At 49.3% G+C, this 20,449-nt stretch carries 20 protein-coding genes and 3 other annotated features; of the genes, 11 read left to right on the top strand and 9 right to left on the bottom strand.

Annotation, left to right across the window (positions count from 1 at the left end; all coding sequences use genetic code 11):
- Positions 1-238 (bottom strand): transposase (locus tag G470_RS0103585; RefSeq protein WP_028273634.1); only part of this gene is annotated, 238 nt, incomplete at its 3' end.
- 269 nt (positions 239-507) lie between these two features.
- Positions 508-772 (top strand) — a binding site (T-box leader).
- A gap of 68 nt (positions 773-840) precedes the next feature.
- Positions 841-1,098, top strand: a binding site (T-box leader).
- A 65-nt stretch (positions 1,099-1,163) separates the two neighbouring features.
- On the opposite strand from G470_RS0103585, the gene G470_RS0103575 reads away from it, so the two are divergent.
- The 6 genes from G470_RS0103575 to G470_RS0103550 all read left to right on the top strand — a co-directional run bounded on the left by G470_RS0103575 (position 1,164) and on the right by G470_RS0103550 (position 7,634).
- On the top strand, positions 1,164-2,234 hold the full coding sequence (locus G470_RS0103575) for a methionine ABC transporter ATP-binding protein (RefSeq protein WP_028273632.1): 1,071 nt from the start codon (positions 1,164-1,166) through the stop codon (positions 2,232-2,234).
- A 12-nt stretch (positions 2,235-2,246) separates the two neighbouring features.
- Positions 2,247-2,927, top strand: a complete 681-nt coding sequence (locus G470_RS0103570) for a methionine ABC transporter permease (RefSeq protein ID WP_028273631.1) — start codon at positions 2,247-2,249, stop codon at positions 2,925-2,927.
- An 18-nt stretch (positions 2,928-2,945) separates the two neighbouring features.
- Complete coding sequence (locus tag G470_RS0103565) at positions 2,946-3,770, top strand: MetQ/NlpA family ABC transporter substrate-binding protein (protein ID WP_028273630.1); 825 nt, start codon at positions 2,946-2,948, stop codon at positions 3,768-3,770.
- A gap of 24 nt (positions 3,771-3,794) precedes the next feature.
- Positions 3,795-4,601 carry a MetQ/NlpA family ABC transporter substrate-binding protein gene (locus G470_RS0103560; RefSeq protein WP_028273629.1) on the top strand — a complete coding sequence of 269 codons (807 nt, stop codon included), beginning with the start codon at positions 3,795-3,797 and terminating at the stop codon, positions 4,599-4,601.
- Between the two features lie 54 nt (positions 4,602-4,655).
- Positions 4,656-5,849, top strand: a complete 1,194-nt coding sequence (locus G470_RS0103555; RefSeq protein ID WP_028273628.1) for an amidohydrolase — start codon at positions 4,656-4,658, stop codon at positions 5,847-5,849.
- A 129-nt stretch (positions 5,850-5,978) separates the two neighbouring features.
- Positions 5,979-7,634, top strand: coding sequence for a peptide ABC transporter substrate-binding protein (locus G470_RS0103550; protein ID WP_028273627.1), 1,656 nt, complete (start codon positions 5,979-5,981; stop codon positions 7,632-7,634).
- A 126-nt stretch (positions 7,635-7,760) separates the two neighbouring features.
- On the opposite strand, the gene argH is transcribed toward G470_RS0103550, so the two are convergent.
- The 4 genes from argH to G470_RS0103530 form a co-directional block, all read right to left on the bottom strand.
- On the bottom strand, positions 7,761-9,107 hold the full coding sequence (gene argH, locus G470_RS0103545) for an argininosuccinate lyase (RefSeq protein ID WP_028273626.1): 1,347 nt from the start codon (positions 9,105-9,107) through the stop codon (positions 7,761-7,763).
- Complete coding sequence (locus G470_RS12585; protein ID WP_035444989.1) at positions 9,064-10,311, bottom strand: argininosuccinate synthase; 1,248 nt, start codon at positions 10,309-10,311, stop codon at positions 9,064-9,066. Before G470_RS12585 ends, argH begins: the two co-directional genes overlap by 44 nt.
- Before the next feature lie 54 nt (positions 10,312-10,365).
- Positions 10,366-10,592 (bottom strand) — a binding site (T-box leader).
- 248 nt (positions 10,593-10,840) lie between these two features.
- Positions 10,841-11,878, bottom strand: coding sequence for a branched-chain amino acid aminotransferase (locus G470_RS0103535; protein WP_028273625.1), 1,038 nt, complete (start codon positions 11,876-11,878; stop codon positions 10,841-10,843).
- A 43-nt stretch (positions 11,879-11,921) separates the two neighbouring features.
- On the bottom strand, positions 11,922-12,947 hold the full coding sequence (locus tag G470_RS0103530; RefSeq protein WP_028273624.1) for a PTS sugar transporter subunit IIC: 1,026 nt from the start codon (positions 12,945-12,947) through the stop codon (positions 11,922-11,924).
- A gap of 602 nt (positions 12,948-13,549) precedes the next feature.
- On the opposite strand from G470_RS0103530, the gene G470_RS0103515 reads away from it, so the two are divergent.
- The 3 genes from G470_RS0103515 to G470_RS0103505 are packed head-to-tail and all read left to right on the top strand — an operon-like array spanning position 13,550 to position 15,834.
- Entirely contained in the window at positions 13,550-14,287 is a 738-nt protein-coding gene (locus G470_RS0103515; protein ID WP_028273623.1) for a methionine ABC transporter ATP-binding protein, read from the top strand.
- Positions 14,280-14,966: a methionine ABC transporter permease gene (locus G470_RS0103510; protein WP_028273622.1), complete on the top strand. Its 687-nt coding sequence runs from the start codon at positions 14,280-14,282 to the stop codon at positions 14,964-14,966. The genes G470_RS0103515 and G470_RS0103510 overlap by 8 nt, the downstream gene beginning before the upstream one ends.
- Before the next feature lie 22 nt (positions 14,967-14,988).
- Positions 14,989-15,834, top strand: coding sequence for a MetQ/NlpA family ABC transporter substrate-binding protein (locus tag G470_RS0103505; RefSeq protein WP_028273621.1), 846 nt, complete (start codon positions 14,989-14,991; stop codon positions 15,832-15,834).
- Between the two features lie 164 nt (positions 15,835-15,998).
- On the opposite strand, the gene G470_RS0103500 is transcribed toward G470_RS0103505, so the two are convergent.
- From G470_RS0103500 to G470_RS0103490, 3 genes are all read right to left on the bottom strand, one after another.
- Positions 15,999-16,364, bottom strand: coding sequence for a YccF domain-containing protein (locus G470_RS0103500; RefSeq protein ID WP_028273620.1), 366 nt, complete (start codon positions 16,362-16,364; stop codon positions 15,999-16,001).
- Between the two features lie 100 nt (positions 16,365-16,464).
- A complete protein-coding gene (locus G470_RS0103495; protein ID WP_028273619.1) occupies positions 16,465-17,319 on the bottom strand; it encodes an aldo/keto reductase in 855 nt (284 codons plus the stop codon).
- Between the two features lie 16 nt (positions 17,320-17,335).
- On the bottom strand, positions 17,336-17,611 hold the full coding sequence (locus G470_RS0103490) for a toxin-antitoxin system YwqK family antitoxin (RefSeq protein ID WP_028273618.1): 276 nt from the start codon (positions 17,609-17,611) through the stop codon (positions 17,336-17,338).
- A 463-nt stretch (positions 17,612-18,074) separates the two neighbouring features.
- Between G470_RS0103490 and G470_RS0103485 the strand changes: the two genes are divergently transcribed.
- Both G470_RS0103485 and G470_RS0103480 read left to right on the top strand, forming a co-directional pair.
- The gene (locus G470_RS0103485; RefSeq protein WP_028273617.1) at positions 18,075-19,055 is read left to right on the top strand and encodes a bile acid:sodium symporter family protein; all 981 of its coding nucleotides are present in this window, start codon (positions 18,075-18,077) and stop codon (positions 19,053-19,055) included.
- An 18-nt stretch (positions 19,056-19,073) separates the two neighbouring features.
- Positions 19,074-20,168, top strand: a complete 1,095-nt coding sequence (locus G470_RS0103480; protein ID WP_028273616.1) for an iron-containing alcohol dehydrogenase family protein — start codon at positions 19,074-19,076, stop codon at positions 20,166-20,168.
- Positions 20,169-20,174: 6 nt separating this feature from the next.
- Here G470_RS0103480 and G470_RS0103475 read toward each other — a convergent pair whose 3' ends face one another.
- A complete protein-coding gene (locus G470_RS0103475) occupies positions 20,175-20,360 on the bottom strand; it encodes a hypothetical protein (RefSeq protein WP_028273615.1) in 186 nt (61 codons plus the stop codon).
- Between the last annotated feature and the right edge of the window lie 89 nt (positions 20,361-20,449).

The following is a 20,449-nucleotide window of genomic DNA, read 5'->3' as shown; positions in this document are numbered from 1 at the left end:
GTTTCAGTTCTTTCTCGTAATCGGACGGGGTGCGGTAGCTGGGCTTTTCTTTCACAGGCGGTTCGTTCTTACGGTGGATTTTACGCCATTGATCGGTTTTTTTATAGATTCGTACCCAGCGAACCAGGGTGTCGTAGGGAATTTCCAGTTCACGGGAGACCACGCTCATTTTTCGTTTTTCTTCCACCACCAACCGGCACACGTATTCTTTGTACTCCACATCGTATCGTTTCCCCATCCCGCACACATCCTTTTAGTTGTTGAGCTCATTGTACTAAAAAAGTGGTTGTAAAGCTGTGTCCAGTATTTAGACTACCTCAAAATTTTTTCCAATATACACAAGGTTATGGCCCATCTTTCCCGTTTTCGCCCAAATCACGGCCGGCCTCTCTATTTATTTGGCCAAATTCAAATTTGTTATTCAAACTTTTTTTATAAAAACGGTTGACTTCCAAAAATATGTTGTGTATAGTTAACCACAAGTTAATCAACATTAAGAAACGTTAAGGAAACACTGTGAAAAGAAGAGTACGTTCTGAAAGTCTTCAAAGAGAGCCTGGGTTGGTGGGAACAGGCAAGATGGAAAGAGCCGAAGATGGTCTTGGAGTGGAGCATACGAGTCAGCTTTCAAGCGATGAGTCTGCTACGGGGTCCACCCGTTATAGTGGCACAGTCTACGGGTTCCATACTCGTGTACTGATAGAGGCAACAGCCAGCGATGGCGTTGCAAATCAAGGTGGTACCGCGAAACCGATATTCCTTCGCCCTTGAAAAGATTCCTCTCCTATAGAGGCATCTTTTCGAGGGCTTTTTTGTTCTTACAATCAACAATTTCATATACCAAAAGCGATGAAGAGAAAAGTACACTCTACAAGACAGCAACAACAGAGAGCCTGGGTTGGTGAGAACAGGTTTGCTTGAGTGAGTGGAAAATGGCCTCTGAGCAGGATACCGAGTGCAATGTGCATAAGGCTATCATGGGTGCGCCCATTACAGCGCCAGAGTATCAGGGTTCTCCCCTCGTACTCGCTGAGGAGCCGGCTGTGAAGCCTGCTCGAAAAAAGGTGGTAACACGGACTGTAAGCGTTCGTCCTTTTGAACCGGAAGCAATTTCCGGTCATTTGGACGAGCGCATTTTTTTGTATCAAAAAAGGAGGATTTTCATGATTGAGTTAAAAAACATCGACGTGACATTTCAAAACAAAACACAGACAGTACAGGCAGTGAAAGACGTGTCTCTTGTAGTGGACCAAGGCGACATTTACGGAATCGTCGGGTACAGCGGAGCCGGGAAGAGTACGTTGGTCCGGACCATCAACCTCTTGCAGCGCCCCACTTCCGGAGAAGTCATCGTCCACGGACAACGGCTGGTCGATCTGCCGCCGAAAGAATTGCGGGCTTCCCGTAAAAAAATCGGAATGATTTTCCAGCATTTCAACTTGATGCGCTCCCGGACAGTGGCCGGAAATGTGGCCTACCCGCTCCGGAAATCAGGCTTAACCAAACAAGAAATCAACCAAAAAGTCGATGAGTTGTTGGAACTGGTTGGATTGGCGGACAAAAAGAACACCTTCCCTTCCCAACTTTCCGGCGGGCAAAAGCAACGTGTTGCCATCGCGCGTGCCTTGGCGAACGACCCGGAAGTGCTGCTCTGTGACGAAGCCACGAGCGCTTTGGATCCGAAAACAACGAACTCGATTTTGGAACTGTTGAAAGATTTGAACAAGAAACTGAATTTGACGATTGTCATCATCACACACGAAATGCAAGTCGTCAAAGAAATCTGCAACAAAGTGGCGGTCATGGAAAACGGAGAAGTGGTGGAAAAAGGCGATTTGGTCTCCATCTTCACCGCTCCGAAAAACCAGTTGACCAAAGAATTCATCAACACCGCCACCCACATCGACCAAGCATTGGACAAACTGGCGAAGCACCCTACCCTGCTTCAGCTTTCGAAAAACGATGTGCTCGCCAACATCACATATGTCGGCGAGAGCACAAGCAGCCCGTTGATCGCCACCTTGTATGCCCAATTCGGTGTGGTCACCAACATCTTGTACGGGAACGTGGAAATTTTGCAGGAAACACCCATCGGCAACTTGATTGTCGTCTTGTCCGGCGAACCGGCGCAGCGTGAAAAAGCCATCGCTTACTTGGAATCAAATGACGTCACCGTCAAACTGCTGGACCACAACCAAAAAGTGGTCGCATTCAACAAAGAGAAAGTTGTCTAAGGAGGAATGGAAATGAATCAGTTTTTACAAACCTATCTCCCGAATGTGTGGGAAATCCAAGATGAAGTCATCGCCAGTGTTTTTGAAACGTTGTACATGGTTGCGGTCACTGCCGGCATCGCAGGAGTCCTCGGCATCCTGTTAGGAGTGGTCCTTGTCGTCACCGGACCGGGCGGCATCTTGGAACAGCCGAAACTCTATGATGTCTTGGACAATGCGGTCAACGTCTTCCGTTCGGTTCCGTTCATCATCATGCTGGCCTTGATTGCGCCCATCACCCGCTTGATTGTCGGAACGTCCATCGGAACATCCGCCGCAATTGTGCCGTTGGTGGTCGGAACGGTTCCCTTCTATTCCCGGCAGATTCAAAACGCCCTGCTGGAAGTGGACCACGGCGTCATTGAAGCCGCTGAAGCGATGGGATCTTCTCCACTGGAAATCATCTTCCGCGTGTACTTGAAAGAAGGGCTGCCGTCCATCATCCGCGTCTCTTCCGTCACCATCATCAACTTGATCGGGCTGACCGCCATGGCCGGTGCCATCGGAGGCGGCGGACTGGGCAACCTGGCCATCGCCAGAGGATACAATCGATTCCAGACCGATGTCACCCTTGTGGCCACCGGCGCCATCTTGGTGATTGTCTTCATCAGTCAAACAATCGGAAATTACTTAGTCAAAAAAACGAGTCATTAAAAAAGGAGCGGGTTTACTATGAAACTTAAAAAATCAATCTTAGGGTTTGTTGCTGCAGCATCGTTGTTTGTTCTGACCGCATGCGGATCGGCTTCCTCTGAAGAAGCGGAAGCCGTCAAAATCGGCGTAGTCGGCGAAATCAATGAGCCGTGGGAATATGTGAAAGATCAGCTGGCTTCTGACGGCATCAAGATTGAATTGGTGAAGTTTACGGATTATGCGACCCCGAACCGGGCGTTAGCGGACGGTGAAATCGACATGAACTCCTTCCAAACGAAAATTTTCATGGAAGACTTCAATGAAGACACCGGCAACAACTTGACGCCAATTGGAGATACGGTGATTGCGCCTTTAGGGATTTATTCCAATAAAATCGGCGACGTCAGTGAAATCAAAGAAGGCGACACCATCGCTGTTCCAAACGATGCTTCCAACGAAGGCCGGGCACTGCGCCTGCTTCAAACAGCCGGATTGATTGAAGTGGATCCGTCGAAAGGATACAAACCAACCACTGCCGACATCACATCCAATCCATTGAACTTAAAGATTGAACCGCTTGATTCCTCGCAAACGGCACGTGCATTGGACGATGTGACCGCATCCGTCGTCAACAGCGGCATGGCAGTGGACGCCGGTTTCATCCCGACTGAAGACGCCATCTTCCTGGAACCGGTCAACGACGACTCCGCTCCATACGTCAACGCCATCGTTGTCCGCGAAGAAGACAAAGACAATGAATTGTACAACCAAATCGTCGAGGCATACCAGACAGACGGTACGAAAAAAGTCATCGAAGAATCATCCAAAGGATCGTCCATTCCAGTTTGGGATAATAAAAATTAAAGGAGAATGACAAACATGAAATCATTGAAAAAATTGGTACTTACATTGGGATTGACTGCTTCTGTTTCTTTGTTGGCAGCTTGCGGGGCTTCCGCTGAAAGCGACACGGTGAAAATCGGAGTGGTCGGCGAAGACACCGATGTGTGGGATTTTGTGATCGAAAAAGTGGAAAAAGAAGAAGGCATCGATGTTGAACTCGTCAAATTCACCGACTACGCCCAACCGAATAAAGCGTTGGCAGACGGAGAAATCGATTTGAACTCCTTCCAACACAAGTTGTTCTTGGAATCTTATAACGCAGACCACGGAACAGACATTGTCTCCATCGCCGACACGAATATCGCACCTTTAGGCATCTATTCCGACAAACTTTCTTCCGTAGAAGAACTTCAGGAAAATGCATCGGTTGCGATTCCAAATGACGTCACCAACGGAGGCCGCGCCCTTCTTCTGCTGCAGACTGCCGGTTTGATCGAAGTCGACCCGGAAGCGGGCGTCACTCCTACTGTCAATGACATCACGTCCAACCCATTGAACTTGGATATTCAAGAATTGGATGCTTCCCAAACAGCCCGTGCGCTGCAGGACGTGGACGCTTCCTTGATCAACTCAGGGATGGCGGTGGATGCTGGCTTTATCCCGACAGAAGATGCAATTTTCTTGGAGCCGGTTGACGGCAACTCTGACCCGTACATCAACATCATCGCTGCCCGTGCGGAAGATGCGGACAACGAAACATACCAAACCATCGTCGAAGCGTATCAAGCCGATGACACCATTGAAGTCATCAAAGAAACATCCAAAGGGGCTTCCATCCCTGCCTGGAAGTAAACAGAACCACCTGTCCGCCGCCCACTTATTTTAATATAGAAAGGATTTTGTCCAATGACTAACGTACAAACCAACGTATCGATTCGAGAAGAAGTTGCCGCCGGTGCCAAAAAAGTCATCGAGCTCCGCCGTCACTTCCACCAGCACCCGGAACCAAGCTTGAAAGAATACGAAACGATCAAACGCATCAAACAAGAACTGGAGCAACTCAACATTCCATACGAATCGGTTGGAGAAACAGGCGCCATCGGAACCATCAAAGGCAAAAAAGGTCCGGGAAAAACCATCCTGCTGCGTGCTGACATTGATGCGTTGGAGCTGGAAGATGCCAAAGACAAGCCGTACAAATCCAAGTACGCCGGTCTTCACCACGCCTGCGGACACGACGGACATACAGCCGCTCTCTTGGGAGCAGCCAAAATTTTGAAAGCTCGTGAGAACGAGTTTGCCGGCACCATCAAGTTGGCGTTCCAGCAAGCCGAAGAAATCGGCGCCGGAGCCCGTCAATTTGTCCAAGGCGGATTTGTCCAAGGCGTCGACCAAGTTTTCGGACTGCATCTGGATTCCAGTGTACCGGTCGGACAAATCTTATCGGTTCCGGGCGCAACCAACGCTTCATGTGACATCTTCACCATCCAAGTCCATGGAAAAAGCGCGCACGTCGGCCGTCCGCATGAAGGGGTGGATGCCCTGCTTGCAGCAGCTGCCATTACGGTGGAACTGCAAAGCATCGTCGGCCGTGAAGTCAGCCCGCTGGATAACGTGGTGGTGGCAATCGGCAAACTGAACGCCGGCACCCGCTACAACATTGTGGCCAACCATGCCGTGTTGGAAGGAACGGTGCGCACGTTCAGCCATGAAACCCGCCGATTCGTCCTGGAAGCCGTGGAACGCATTGCCCGGGATGTGGCGAACTCTCACCGCTGCACGGTGGAGTTTGAAAACTATGATGCCGCCGCACCGCTGATCAATGAGGCAGAGCCTGCTGCCCGCGCCGCTAAAGTGGCCGCCGAAATTGTCGGTGAAGACAATGTGCGGACAACCAATCCGAAAAGCATGGGCGCAGACGATTTCGCTGATTTCTTGGCGGAAGCGCCGGGTGTGTACGCCCGTGTCGGCACCCGCAACTTGAACAATCCAGACACTTGGTACGGCCACCACCACGAGAACTTCGACATCGACGAAGGCGGTCTGGCCCACGCAACGGAACTTCATGTCCGGTACGCATTGGATTATTTGAACGAGTAAGCTTGTATCTGTCTGCTTTTGCGTTTCTGATGGGAGAGCAGACATTGAAATTGGAAGACCATGCAGGCGGCACCCCCAAGCTACCTGCATGGTTTTTATTTAAACTACTTTACAGTCAGGAGAATACGCATGAACAAATTCAAAAAAACCCTCTTTTTCTCCCTCGCCTCCGCTCTCTTTTTAAGCGCCTGCGGACAAGTCAGTTCATCGGAGCAGAACACGGGTGACAGCGACAACAATGGATTAGCCGAAAAACAGGAAATCACCGCCAGTCTGCCGGCAAGTATCACAACGATTGACACTACTTATACGACGGATAAAAACACGTTTACAGTGATCCAGCACCTCTATGAAGGTCTTTTCCGTTTGGATGAAAACAGCCAGCCGGTTCCCGGTCTCGCTGAAAAAGTGGACGTCAGCGAAGACGGACGCGTCTATACATTCACATTGAAAGAAGATGCCGCATGGAGCAACGGTGACCCAGTCACTGCCCATGACTTTGTATACGCCTGGACGGAATTGGTCGATCCGGAATCTGCCGCACCGAACGCCTACCTGTTGGACAGCGTGGTTAATGGGTATGAAGCTCGTACCGGTCAGCTGGAGCCATCGGAACTGGCTGTCACAGCTTTATCCGACAAGGAATTCCAAGTGGAACTGGTCAACCCTCTTCCCTCCTTCTTGACTCTGGTTTCCATCGTTTGGCTGGCGCCTAAAAACGAAGCGTACGTGGAGGATTTAGGAGAAGAATACGCCACTTCCGATGACACCGGCCTTTACAGCGGACCGTTCACTTTGAGCAACTGGGAGCAGGGCGGAGAAACATGGACACTGGAGAAGAACGAGCATTACTACGCTGCAGAAGATGTCCATCTGACGAAAATTGATTTCACCACCATCAAAGAAGAACAAACCGGCATCAATTTGTACCAGTCGGGGCAATTGGACCTCGCGCGTATCAGCGGACAGTATGTTGCACAATTCAAAAACGATGAAGGGTTCGTCTCCAACAGCGACATCGCCAACCAGTTCATCGATTTCAACAAAGAACCCGGCACTCCTTTGGCAAATGTGCATTTGCGCCGAGCCATTGCCTATGCCATTGACAAAGAAAATCTAGTCGACGTGGTGTTGAACGACGGTGCCGTTGCGCTGAATGGTTTGATTCCGAATAACCTTTATCAAAACCCGGAAACGAATGAAGACTTCAGAAAATACAGCGGCGATTACGCGGTCCACAACGTAGAAAAAGCCCAGGAAGAATGGGCGTTGGCTCAAGAAGAATTGGGCGATTCAGTGGAACTTTCTCTCCTTGTTGCCGAAGACACCACCAGCAGCCGCGTCGGAGAATACGTCCAAAGTCAAATCCAAGAAACGTTGGACGGAGTGACAGTCACCATCAACAAGCAGCCGAAAAACAACGTCAACCAGTCTCGGACCGATTCCAATTACGAGATGTCCATTTCCGGATGGATCGCCGGAGACAGCAACCTTGGCTACTACTTCAACTTGTATGAAAGCGATTCTGCTTACAACTACGGCAGCTACGCGAACGACGATTTTGATCGTCTAGTCAAAGACGCCAAAACGGTGTTAGCGAACGATATTGATCAACAGTTCGAAAACTACAAAGAAGCCGAACGCATTCTTTTGGAAGAAGATGCCGCTCAAGTTCCTTTGTATCAAAGTGCCTCCAATTTCTTGGTGAATCCACAAGTCGAAGGAATTGAATACCACTTATACGGTGACTACTTCCACTTCAGAAGTGCGTATGTCACTGAATAAGAGTAAAATACCGTCTACTTTTTCGTGAAGACTGCCTTCATGGAACAGTGAGCGCGGAAACACTCACTCTTTCGTCAAACAAGTTTCACGTAAAAGTGGACCACAGAAAAACAAGCCGCTTTCCATTTACTGGAAAAGCGGCTTGTTTGTTTTCAGCAGCATCTCTTTTTTGGTGCCTTGTTGCAAAATCATCTCCGGATTCAGCGAGTCGTACACATCTTCGGAGATCCCATCAGAAAACTTTCTCATCTCCTCAAACTCCAACTCATGAAGCTGCACTCCTTCTTCAATCGCATACAAGACCATTTCCCCTACCACACCGTGCGCCTCCCGGAAGGACATCCCTTTACGCACCAAATAATCCGCGAGTTCCGTGGCGTTCAAATAGCCTTTTTGGATGGTCTGTGCGAGGTGTTCTTCGTTCACTTTCAGCTCGCCGACCACCCTGGTTAAAATTTGCACGCAGGCGGTTGTCGTATCCAGTCCTTCAAAGTAAATCGCTTTGTCTTCCTGCATGTCTTTGTTGTAACTGAGCGGCAGACCTTTCATCGTCACGTACATCGCATTCAACAACCCGATGACTTTCGCCGCTTTCCCGCGAATCAGTTCCAAGGAATCAGGGTTTTTCTTTTGCGGCATCATGCTGCTGCCGGTCGCAAACCCATCCGACAGCTCCACAAAATTGAATTCATAACTGGAATAGATGATGAAGTCTTCCGCAAACCGGCTCATATTCGTCATCAAACCGGCGAAACAATGAAGAGCGTCAAGAATGAAGTCCCGGCTGCTGACCGCGTCCAGTGTGTTGCGCTGGACACCTTTGAATCCCAACATCCGGGCGGTTTGTTCGCGGTCAATAGCATAAGTGGTCCCGGCCAGCGCTCCAGCGCCCAACGGACTTTCATCCATTCTGTCGATGGCGTCCTTGATTCGTTGAGTGTCACGTTCAAACATGGCGACATAGGCATCCAATACGTACGAGAACGGGACAATCTGGGCGCGCTGCAGATGCGTATACGCCGGCATCAAGGCCTCTATGGTCTGCCCTTTTTCCTGAAACGTTTGAATCATCTCCTCGATCCGTGCATTTAACACATGCAAACTTTCTTTTACATACAGTTTCATGTCTACGGCCACTTGATCGTTTCGGCTCCGGGCGGCGTGCATTTTCTTCCCCACGTCCCCGCAGCGCTCAATCATCTTGCTTTCAACGAAACTATGGATATCCTCATACTCTCCGCTCAACATATCAGGGTTTTCTGCAATCTCCGCGCGCAACCCCGCGAGTTCGTTTTGCAGGAGTCTGCTTTCCTTTTTACTTAAAATGCCGCAGTCGCCCAACATGGTGACGTGTGCGATGCTGGCGGTGATGTCTTCGTACCAAATGCGCTTATCAAGCGAAAAGGATTCATTGAATTCCTGCATCAATTCAGATGTTGTAGCCTGGAACCGGCCGCCCCACAGTGTGCCCATGTTGGAACATCCCTTTCTTTTGTTGGATTTTCGTCGCCAATGTGGCCACATTGATGTACCCTTCCGCATCATGATGGTCGAACAAGTCGTCTTCCCCGAAGCCGGATACGTCCTCGTCGAACAGCGCATTCGGGCTCGTGACGCTCTGCGGAAGCAGATTGCCTTTGTAGAGTTTCAATTGAACCTCACCGTTGACATATTGCTGAGTGTGTTCCACAAAGCGGAGAATCGACTGCACCGCCTGTGAATACCATTGGCCGCTGTACACCAAGTCAGCAAATTCCATCGACAGCGTATGCTTCAACTTAATGGTCTCTTTCGTCAACGTCAAACTTTCCAGCCGTTCGTGGGCCGCCATCAAAATGGCTGCGCCCGGATTTTCATATACACCGCGGGATTTCATTCCGATGGTGCGGTCTTCAATCCAATCCAGCATGCCCACGCCGTGCACCCCTCCAATCCGGTTTAGCATCTCCACCACCTCAGCCGGCTCCAACGGGATGTCATTGACCGCCGTTGCACGCCCGTTCTGGAATGTGACGCTCACGGTTTCCGCTTTGTCGAGTGTGTTTTCCAACGGGTTGATCAGCTGCAAGAACGTCTCATAGTTCACCGCGTTGCCGGGGCTTTCGATGTCGCCACCTTCGTGACTGACATGCATCAAGTTTTCATCTTCTGAATAAATCTTTTCTTTGGTGGATGTGACCGGCACCCCTTTTTCCGCTGCGTACTCCAACGCATCTTCACGGGATTTGATGTCCCATTCACGCCACGGGGCAATCACTTTCATTTCTGCGTCAAACGCCGCGATGCCCATTTCAAAACGGACTTGGTCGTTCCCTTTTCCGGTGCAGCCGTGACAGATGGCGGATGCGCCTTCTTGGTGGGCGATTTCCACCAGTTTTTTGGCAATCAAAGGGCGGGCCAGCGCAGTTCCAAGCAAGTAGGTGCCTTGGTACTTGGCATGGGCTGAGACAGCCGGGTAAATAAAATCGGAGGCAAATTCATCCGCCACATGCGGGCAATAAAATTTTCCGGCTCCGGAAGCCAATGCTTTTTTCTCTACAGCCTCCCAATCTTCCTGCTGTCCGACGTCCACGCATACTGCAATGATTTCACTGTCATAATTCTCCTTGAGCCAAGGAATCACAATCGATGTATCCAATCCACCTGAATAAGCCAATACGATTTTTTCTTTCTTCATGGTGCATCCTCCTTATTTTTGAGACACAGAAAAACCCACCCCTTGTATGTTTATACAAGAGACGGGTTGATTTGACTATCATCCGCGGTACCACTCTAGTTGACATGCGCACAGGCATATCCACCTCATTCTGTTAACGCCTGATCTGCGGAAAAAGCTACTGTTCGTTCACTCTTTCATCGATGAAGTGCGTTTCAATCGAAAGTTCCTGCCGGGCTCCCACCTTCCCCGACTCGCTTTGAGAAACAATTCCAATCTACTCTCTTCATCATGGATGTTGTAGTATACAGTTTTTTGTATAAAAGGAGTATATTAGAAAGAGGTTAAAAAGTCAAGAGTTTCATTCGCTCATTTTTAATTACGTAAACTTGTTTATGTGAATGTTGGCGCCACTTGTCCGTAAGCGGCTGATTTACGGACAAACCACACGTCAAAATACTCTCACTTGTCCATGGTCCGGCTCTCTACGGACAAGTGGACACAAAAAATACCCCGAACGCATACCGCGGCGGGGTATCCCATCAGAATCTTATACTTTAACAACCCAATTCTCAGGCGCTGCAATGTCTCCGTACTGAATCCCGATCAGTTCGTTATACAAGCGCTTGGTCACCGGTCCGACTTCGGTTTCCGAATAAAACACATGGAAATCATCGCCGTACTGAATGCCGCCGATTGGAGAAATGACAGCTGCGGTTCCACACGCTCCGGCTTCTTTGAAGCGGTCCAACTGGTCCACGTATACGTCGCCTTCTTCGACCGTCAAGCCCAGACGGTGTTCCGCCAAATACATCAACGAATACTTCGTGATGCTCGGAAGAATGGACGGCGACTTCGGCGTAATGAATTTGTCATCATGCGTGATACCGAAAAAGTTGGCCGACCCCACTTCTTCAATCTTGGTGTGGGTTGCCGGATCTAGGTAAATCGCATCACTGAAATTGCGTTTTTTTGCTTCTGTTCCCGGAAGCAAACTGCCGCCGTAGTTTCCGCCGACTTTGGAAGCGCCGGTTCCATATGGTGCGGCACGGTCATATTGCGTCACCACAAAGTCGGACGGCGTCAAGCCGCCTTTGAAGTAAGGGCCCACCGGTGTCACGAAAATCGCAAACAAGTATTCCGGTGCAGCTCTCACACCGATGTTGTCGCCGACACCGATCATATACGGACGGATGTACAATGTGCTGCCTGTTCCATAAGGCGGTACCCATTGTTCGTTGGCCTCGACCGTTTCTCTGACGGCTTCCACAAAGCGTTCAACTGGAAACGCCGGCATCAACAAGCGCTCGCAGCTTCGTTTCATTCGTTCTGCATTCTCATACGGACGGAACAGATTGATGCTTCCGTCTGCGGCACGGTATGCTTTCATTCCTTCAAAGCAGGACTGGCCGTAATGCAGCGCAGTGGACCCTTCGCTGATATGGACTTGATTGTCCCGGGTCAATTCGCCCTCGTCCCATTCCCCATCTTTCCAATAAGAAACGTAACGGTAATCAGTTTTGATATAGGAAAAACCAAGGTTCTCCCAATCCAATGTTTCCGGAGTGACGGCTTCTGTGTTCATCATGTTGATTGCTCCCATTCATTAAAAGTTTGTTTGGTTCTATTTATTAGCTGACTGTCAACGCCATATCGCCGGCTTTAATTTTCTTGCGTGTGTACAATACTTTGTTCACTCCATAAGTGATCGCGATTGGAAGTACGGCTCCACAGAACAAGTAAATGCCGAATGTAGCCAACGGATTATTGTTGAAAACATATAGAGGCGCAACCATCGCTGCAAAGCCCATTCCTCCCATAGCGGGGATGGTTTCGAATCCAAACACCACCGTCGCCAACGGTCCACAAATGGCAGAAGCCAGTGTCGGGCCGATTAAGATTGCCGGATTTTTGATGATGTTCGGCAACTGAACCTTCGGCGTGCACAGCCCTTGTGCGATGTAGCCGCCCAAGTCGTTTTCGCGCATCGACAGGATGGAAAATGCAAAGTATTGAGCGGTCGTCCCAATCAACATCGCACCATTGGACATCGGATCCAATGCCAACGCAACGGAAAGCGCCGCAGATGAAGCTGGAGACATCAACAACAACCCGAACACGACCGCCAAAACTGCTGAACCGACGACTGGATTTCCGGAAACAGCACTGGAAATCGCTGCACTGATTGTCGTCAACAATGGTGTCATCACTTGTGACAAGGCGACCCCAGCCACACCGCCAACAACCAAAGCTGACACTGGAATGGCCATCATGTCAAACGGGGTTTTCCCTGTCACTTTTTTCCCGACCCAGGTGGCGATGGTTCCAGCAAGCAAAGCGCCGATCGGTTCCCCTCCGATGATGGTCATTCCACCTTCCGCTATTTGGATGGCTCCTCCACCGAGTGTCGATGCTGCCATGGCACTGAAAATCGTCAAAGTGTTGGCTTGCATCATGACCGCGATCCCCGCTCCAAGAGCAGGCGCCAACAAAACTTTTGCAACTTGTCCTACGAGTACCAACATCTGCAGTCCCAGCATGTCGCCAATAATTTCTAATAGGTACCCTACCCCGACTGTGACAAACACAGCATTAGCGACACCGGAAGAGACCTTCAACGAATTCCTCTTAAGATATTCCTTCATATTGTTTCCCATTTCTTTTTCCCCCTAATTTTTGCTGACCGAGTAGCGACGACACCACTAAAGAAAACAAAAAAGCAAGCCCGGTATCCGGTAAAGGATATACGGGCTTGCTTGGTATTACGAGCCCGATTTCCATCAGAAATAGGACTCTCGCATTAGGCAAGAATCCTGGCTACGTAATAATTAAAATGACTTGTACGGAAGCAGACGAACGGTTTGTAGTTTGAGTATAAGTGCAAGTATTCATATGCGTCATGTTCATCTGCCTCCCTTTTCTTTAGTATGCTGTTCATTGTACTAGGTCTGATTAAAAAAGGCAACCCTAATTTTAATTTTATTTTAATTTAACTATCACTATGCGGAACGGGGAAAATCGCTTCGAAACCTTTTAAAAACAACATTGTATTTATGTACGTTTTTGTTTTTAACTTAAGAAACCGTTTCATCGCTGTTGTTCCGGCGTTTTTCCTCCTCCTCTTTCGCTGTTACCCTCTTTCAAATTATGAAAGTTTCTTTGTTTCATTGCTTCCTACATTCCGAAAAACTATAATCGAGTAGTCTTAAAAATCCCCTTTCAATATTTATTTTGTTAAAAGAAAGTGAGTGGTCCTCAGGTGATTGATCTAAAAAATGTATCAAAGACCTTCAGTGGACAGAATGGACCGTTTAAAGCTGTAGACGACATCAATTTGCATATCGAAGAAAACGAACTTTTTGGAGTGATCGGCGAAAGCGGCGCCGGCAAATCCACGCTGCTTCGTTTTATCAATGCACTCGAAACGCCCGACAGCGGTGAAGTGGTGGTGGACGGCATCAATGTCCACAAATTGGATAAACAAGCGTTGCGGCTGCACCAAAAACAGATTGGCATGATTTTCCAACAATTCAATCTATTGAACAACAAAACGGTGGAAGAAAACATCCGGATGCCGTTGGAATTGTACCCTTACAAAGAATCCATCGAATTGGACCGCGTGTTGGATTTTGTCGGCTTAAGCGACAAACGCACCAGCTACCCCTCCGAACTTTCCGGCGGGCAAAAACAGCGGGTCGGCATCGCCCGCGCACTCATCACCCGGCCAAAAATTTTGTTGTGCGACGAACCGACTTCTGCACTTGATTTGGGCACCACAACGGAAATCGTGGATGTATTGAAAAAAGCTCACGAAAACTTCGGCATGACGATTGTCATTGTGACCCATGAGTTGGACGTTATCAAAGCGCTGTGCACCCGTGCAGCGGTGATGGAAAAAGGGAAACTGGTCGATGTCATCGATGTGGCCCGTGCAGATGTTCATGAAGAATTCCGGACCTACCATGAACGAGCCTTGGAGGTGTTGCGAGATGCCTGAGACCCTCAATATATACCTGGAACGAGTGGTTGAATATGCGCCGCGTCTGGCAGAGAGTTTGACTGAATCCGGCATCATGTTGGGGTTCGCCTCGATGGCAGCAATTCTTTTAGGACTTCCATTAGGGACCCTTCTTTTTTTGACAGCGAACGGACGGCCAATGGAAAACAAATTTCTCTACACGTTGTCCAACGCATTCGTCAACATTGTGCGGTCATTTCCTTTCTTGCTGCTGGTGATCGCGATGCAGCCGGCTATCCGCTATTTCTATGGACGGGCGACAGGAGACCCGATTGCGGCTTCTTTCCCGATGATGGTCATCGCTATCGCCCTGTATGCCCGTTTTGTCGAACAATCTTTACTCGATGTGCCAAAAGGCGTGCTTGAAACGGCGCAGTCGATGGGAGCGACCATCCCTCAGCTTGTCTGGAAGTTTTTGTATGTGGAAGCGCGCAGCTCACTTCTCATCGGTTTCACCACGGCATTTGTCAGCTTTATCTCCTACTCCACCGTCATGGGTGTGGTGGGAGGCGGCGGAATCGGCGACTTCGCCATCCGTTACGGTTACCAACGATACGAAAACGATATTATGTACACAGCCATCATTGTCATCATTGTATTTGTGGAAGTGGTCCAATGGCTGGGGCTGAAACTTGCACGGAAGATAGACAAACGATAAACCCGTTGAAGGAGAAATGAAAATGAAGAAACAAACACTATTATTGAGCGGCGCAGCGTTGTTGCTTGCCGCATGCGGAGCCGGCGGAAACGAAGGCGAAACAAGCAACGAAGCCGCAACCCAAGAAGACACCGTCATCAAAGTGGCTTCCCACCTGCCGCCGATGACCGATATTGTGGAAATTGCAGGAGACGTCATCGCAGAACCGTATTCGGTGGAATTGGTGGAAGTGTCCGACAATATCCAATACAACGAAGCGTTGTTGAACGACGAAGTGGATGCCAACTTTGCGCAGCACGCCCCGTTCATGGAACAGTTCAACGAAGAACGCGACGGCAACTTGGTTGCTCTCCAAACCATTTATAATCCAATCGTCGGTTTCTATTCCCCGGTGTATGACTCGATTGAGGACATCGAAGAAGGCGCTGAAGTCGCGATTCCAAGTGATGCGACCAACGAAGCCCGCGCATTGATGATTATGGCGGACTATGATCTGCTCACCTTGGATCCGGAAGTGAACCCAACTCAAGTGACTGTGGACGACATTGTGGATAACCCCTACAGCTTCACGTTCACCCACATCGATCTGTTGAACTTGACCAGTGCCTACGAAGACGGCGTGCCGTTGGTGTTCAACTACCCGACGTACATCGACAAAATCGGTTTGAAGACCGAAGATGCGTTGTTCCTGGAAGACGACGATGATTTCACGTTTGCCCTGCAGCTCATCGCCCGAGAAGACAACCAGGACTCCCCGGAAATTCAAGCACTTCTGGAGGCCTTCACGTCACAAGAAGTTTACGACTACCTGGACGAATTATCCGAAATCGGCCACTTGGAACCGGCTTTTGAAAACCCGGCTGAATAACGCACAAAAGACCGCCTTAAAAAAGGCGGTCTTTTTTCTTTCGTGGAGTGCACGGCCTTTTTCTGCCCACTCCATTCAAAGAAAGGAGGTTTGGATGGAGTGAGGCAATTCTTTTCCCCACTTCATTCAAAAAAGAAGCTGCCTGGTCAGACAGCTTCACACGGTTATACTCGATAAATGGTTGCGCCAAACGGCAACAGTGCCAGCTTGGCGTGCTTGAAGTGCTGCAGGCCGAATGGAATGCCCACAATGGTCAAACAAAAGATGGCGCCCAACGTCAGTTCTTCCAGGACAACCACGAAACCGCCCAACACCAACCACACCACATTCAATAAAAGCGAAAATCCGCTGTCGTCAAACTGGATGTCTTTTCCAAACGGCGCGGCGGACATTTTCGCAAAGTTGAAACACAATCTGCCGATCGGGATGCCGATAATTGTCAGGCTCCATAAGACACCCAACACACCCCACGTAAACCAGCTGATGAACCCGCCCAGCACAAACCATAAAACATTTCCTGCCGTTCTCATAATCGGTCGTCTCCTTTAAATGTTTCCGTTCCTTAGTATACATTCATTATAGGAGAACTTTTTCTTTCGGGCATCGGTCCCAGTACTGATTTTGAACGATTCAGCTCACTTGCGGCGGACGTTCGTTTTTGTTGTCCGGTTCGGTGAATTCCGGATGGCTCCACTCTTTCAAGTACTGCATGTCTTCGTCGTCGATTTCAAAATCAAAAATGTCGAAGTTCTCCTCGATCCGTTCGCGGTGGACGGATTTCGTCAACGGAACGACGCCGACCTGCAAATCGAACCGCAGTAACAGCTGGGCGATGGATTTGTCGTATTTCTCCAACATCTTCTGCACGCGTGCCTCTTCTTTCAACACACTTAATGGTTTCAGCGGCGAATACGCCTGGACGAGGATGCCGTGTTTGGTGCAATAGTCGCGGGTTTCTGTCTGCAGCACGCCGGGATGAACCAGCAACTGGTTGACCATCGGCTTGATGCGTGCGTGGTTCACCAAGTTTTCCAGGTGCTCGACGGAGAAGTTGCTGACCCCGATGGCTTTCAACACGCCTTCATCATACAGCTCTTCAAACGCCTGCCACGTTTCCAAGTTGTCTGTTTGCCAGTCGTCGCCGTGTCCGTGCACCACCGGCCAATGGATCAGATACAAATCCAAGTAATCCGTCCCCAGCTGGTCCAACGTTTTTTGGACTTCTCGGCGGACGTTGTCGTATCCGTGTGCGTCATTTTTCAGCTTGCTGGTCAAGAACAGCTCTTCACGGGCGATGCCGCTTTCTTTGATGCCCTGTCCCACCAGTTCTTCGTTCTGGTAAGCCGCTGCCCCGTCGATGTGTCGGAACCCAACGCTAATCGCATCGATGACGCCCTGCACCGCTTCTTTCGGATTTTTGTTGCGCCACATTCCGTACCCCAAAACCGGCATTTTCACGCCGTTTGATAAAGTGTATGTATCCATCGTTCTCCCCCTCAACCTATTTTTTGATTTTTCCCTCTTCAAATACTTCGTCGTACTCCAGCTGGTCTTCCTTATCGTACCGGACCCAGCGCCCGTGTTTGACGCCATTTTTGAAATTTCCTACCTGCCACAATTGACCCGTGGCGCGGTAAAATGTCCACTCGCCTTCCATTTGATCCTTTTCAAAAGGACCTTCCGATTTTACTTTCCCGTCCTTAAAGAAATAAGTCAGCTTCCCATCTTGTAGTTCATACACTTTTTGGCCGTTCGCGTACGTTTCTTTCTCCATCATACTCGTCGCCTTCCTTCCGTTTTTTTTGTAAAACTCCCTTCTCATTGTAGCAAAAATAAATTGGAACAGAAAACGAGGGCCGTCTGTCGGGAGTGCGAAAACAAAAAAACGCCGGCTTCATTAATATAAAATGAAATTAATATGAGGAAACAGGTTGACTTTATTCATTTGCTGATGTTACACTTTTTCCAATCGCTTCAAACAAGAAAGGAACCACGTCTATGACACTCTCATTCAGCCCACAAGCAATCATCATTATTATTAGGTCCAGGATTTAAACTCTGTTTGCAATTTTTAACAGATTGTTTAAGTCCTATTCGTGCTTGATTGGCTGAATGGGACCGAAGCCATCCATTCAGTTATTGAATGGATGGCTTTTTTGTATGTTGAAAGGAGTGACCGCCATGGAAAGTGAGATTTTTGCTCTGCCGTAATATCACCTAAACTATCAGGAGGACTTTTTATGAACTTATTTAACACATTCAATCATTTTTATAACCGATACTTGGCTTTTGTGGTGGTCGGTGTAGCAGCCGCAGCGCTTTTTGTACCCCGCACTTTTCTATGGGCCAGCAGTCACACAACGCTGTTCTTGCAGATTGTCATGTTTACGATGGGACTGACGATGAAGGCCGGCGATTTTACCGCCGTTTTCAAAAAACCCGGCCATGTGGTACTGGTCACATTCATGCAATACACGTTTATGCCGCTTTTCGCCTTTCTATTGGCTAAACTGTTCCGGTTGCCGGATGAAGTCGCTCTCGGTCTCATTTTGGTCGGTTCGGTTCCAGGCGGCACTTCTTCCAACGTGTTGACCTACTTAGTAAACGGCAACGTGGCAGTGTCCGTGGCAGCCACTTCCGTCTCAACGTTGTTGGCGCCGGTCTTGACGCCTTTGTTGTTGTCCTTTTATGGCGGGGCATACTTGGAGATCAACTTTTGGCGCATGTTCTGGTCCATCATCCAAGTCGTGATGCTGCCGATTGTGAGCGGCCTCGTCTTGAATTACTTCTTCGGGCGCCATCTCAAAAAAGTGGAAGCTGCCCTGCCCTCCCTTTCCGCTACAGCTGTATTGTTGGTTTTAGGTGGAACGGTCGCGGTCAATTCAGAAACGCTTCTTGGAACCGGCATGGTCATGTTCTTAATTGTGTGGATACACAACCTTTCCGGATACGCCCTTGCTTACGGAGTTTGTAAAGCATTCAAAATCGATCTCCCTACCACCCGGGCCATGGCACTTGAAACCGGCGTTCAAAACACCGGATTGGCAGGAAGCCTGGGCTTGACCCACTTCAGTCCGGCCACAGCTTTAGCGGGCGCAGCCGGCACGATTGTCCACACATTGTTTGGAACCATCTATGCCAGCTTCTGCAGCCGCAAAGACCTTTCAAACAAAAAAAGCGGCATGTCGACCGTTGCATCCACTACTTCGTCTAATTATTAAAGAAAGAAGGTATGCATTATGCGTTTAAGTCAAGTGGTCCGCCCAGGTCCCGGGCAGTTCTTATGTGAACCGGGAGCCTTAAAATACCTGGACCAGAAAGTGGCTTCGTTCACTCATCCAGTCATCATCACAGGAGAAAAATCCTACGAAGCTTTTCAGAAATATTACACAGGATCGCTCAATTTGCCGGTCTATCGTTATGACGGAACAGCTTCTCATGAAGACATGGAACGTTTGTCTTCCCTTGTCGAAGGAACCGACTGTATCGTCGGCATCGGCGGCGGCCGGGTACTGGACACGGCAAAAGGGACAGCCGAACTGCTGCAAGTGGAATACGTGACAATCCCCACTGTCTTGGGAACGTGCGCGGCTTACACTCCTCTTTCGGCGGTTTACCATCCCGATCATACGTTCAAAGTCGTGGATTACTATGAAAAAGCAGCGCTGCTTTGCTTGATGGACTTGGATTTGCTGGTCGAATCGCCTAAAAAGTATTTTATGGGCGGCATCGGGGATACACTGGCCAAATGGTACGAAGCAGAAGGCATCACACGGCACGTCGACGGCCAACTGCCGGCGATGGTGAAAGTCGGGCTTCAAACCGCGAAAGTCACCCAGCAGATTCTCTTGGAAGACAGCAAGGATGCGTTGGACAGCATGGACCGCCGTGTGGTCTCTCCCGCTTTCCAACGAGTGGCTGAAGCGGTGGTCGCCATTGCGGGAACCGTCGGCGGCTTCGCGGGAGAATACGGTCGGATGGCCGGGGCGCACGCTGTCCACAACGGCATGTCTCTCGTTCCGGAAACCCATCCTTTTGAACACGGCGTCAAAGTTGCCTATGGTGTGCTGGTCCAATTATGGGCTTCAGGAGACGAAGAAGAAGTTCACCGCCTTCTGCCGTTCTTCGAAGAGAACCAATTTCCTCATCGGCTGGAAGATTTCGGAGTGAAAGAAAACAAACGCGAAAAAGCGGAGAAAATTGCTGCTTTCGCTGCGTCTGATTCAGAAACATTCAAGCTGGCAGTTCCAGAGGTGACCGCAAGAAATGTGTATGACGCCATGAATGCAGTGGAGTCCCTTTCGGGAAAAAACGCCGTAGGAATCCAGGGATAAAAGCCATCAACTGTCATCCTCATGAATAAGAAGCTGTCCACTCAAAAGGTGGACAGCTTTTTTGATGTCCTGCGCCGTTGCTTCCAGACTGTACGATTTGAAAAGAGTGTCTTGGCGCTTTTTCGATTGATACACTGCTTTTGTCGATGTGCGCTGTTTATTTACATTGCCTTTCGCATCGATAAAGCTCATTTATCGATGCGAAACCACCCAGCTGCTCTCTTTTGGGAACGATAAAACAAAAAAGCCGCCTGCTCTCATTCGAGCAGACAGCTTTCCGC

This window comes from Atopococcus tabaci DSM 17538, from assembly GCF_000429585.1.
GTDB classification, from domain to species: Bacteria; Bacillota; Bacilli; order Lactobacillales; family Carnobacteriaceae_A; genus Atopococcus; species Atopococcus tabaci.
Note: the sequence above shows the minus strand (reverse complement) of the source record. Positions and strands in the feature narration are given on the sequence as shown.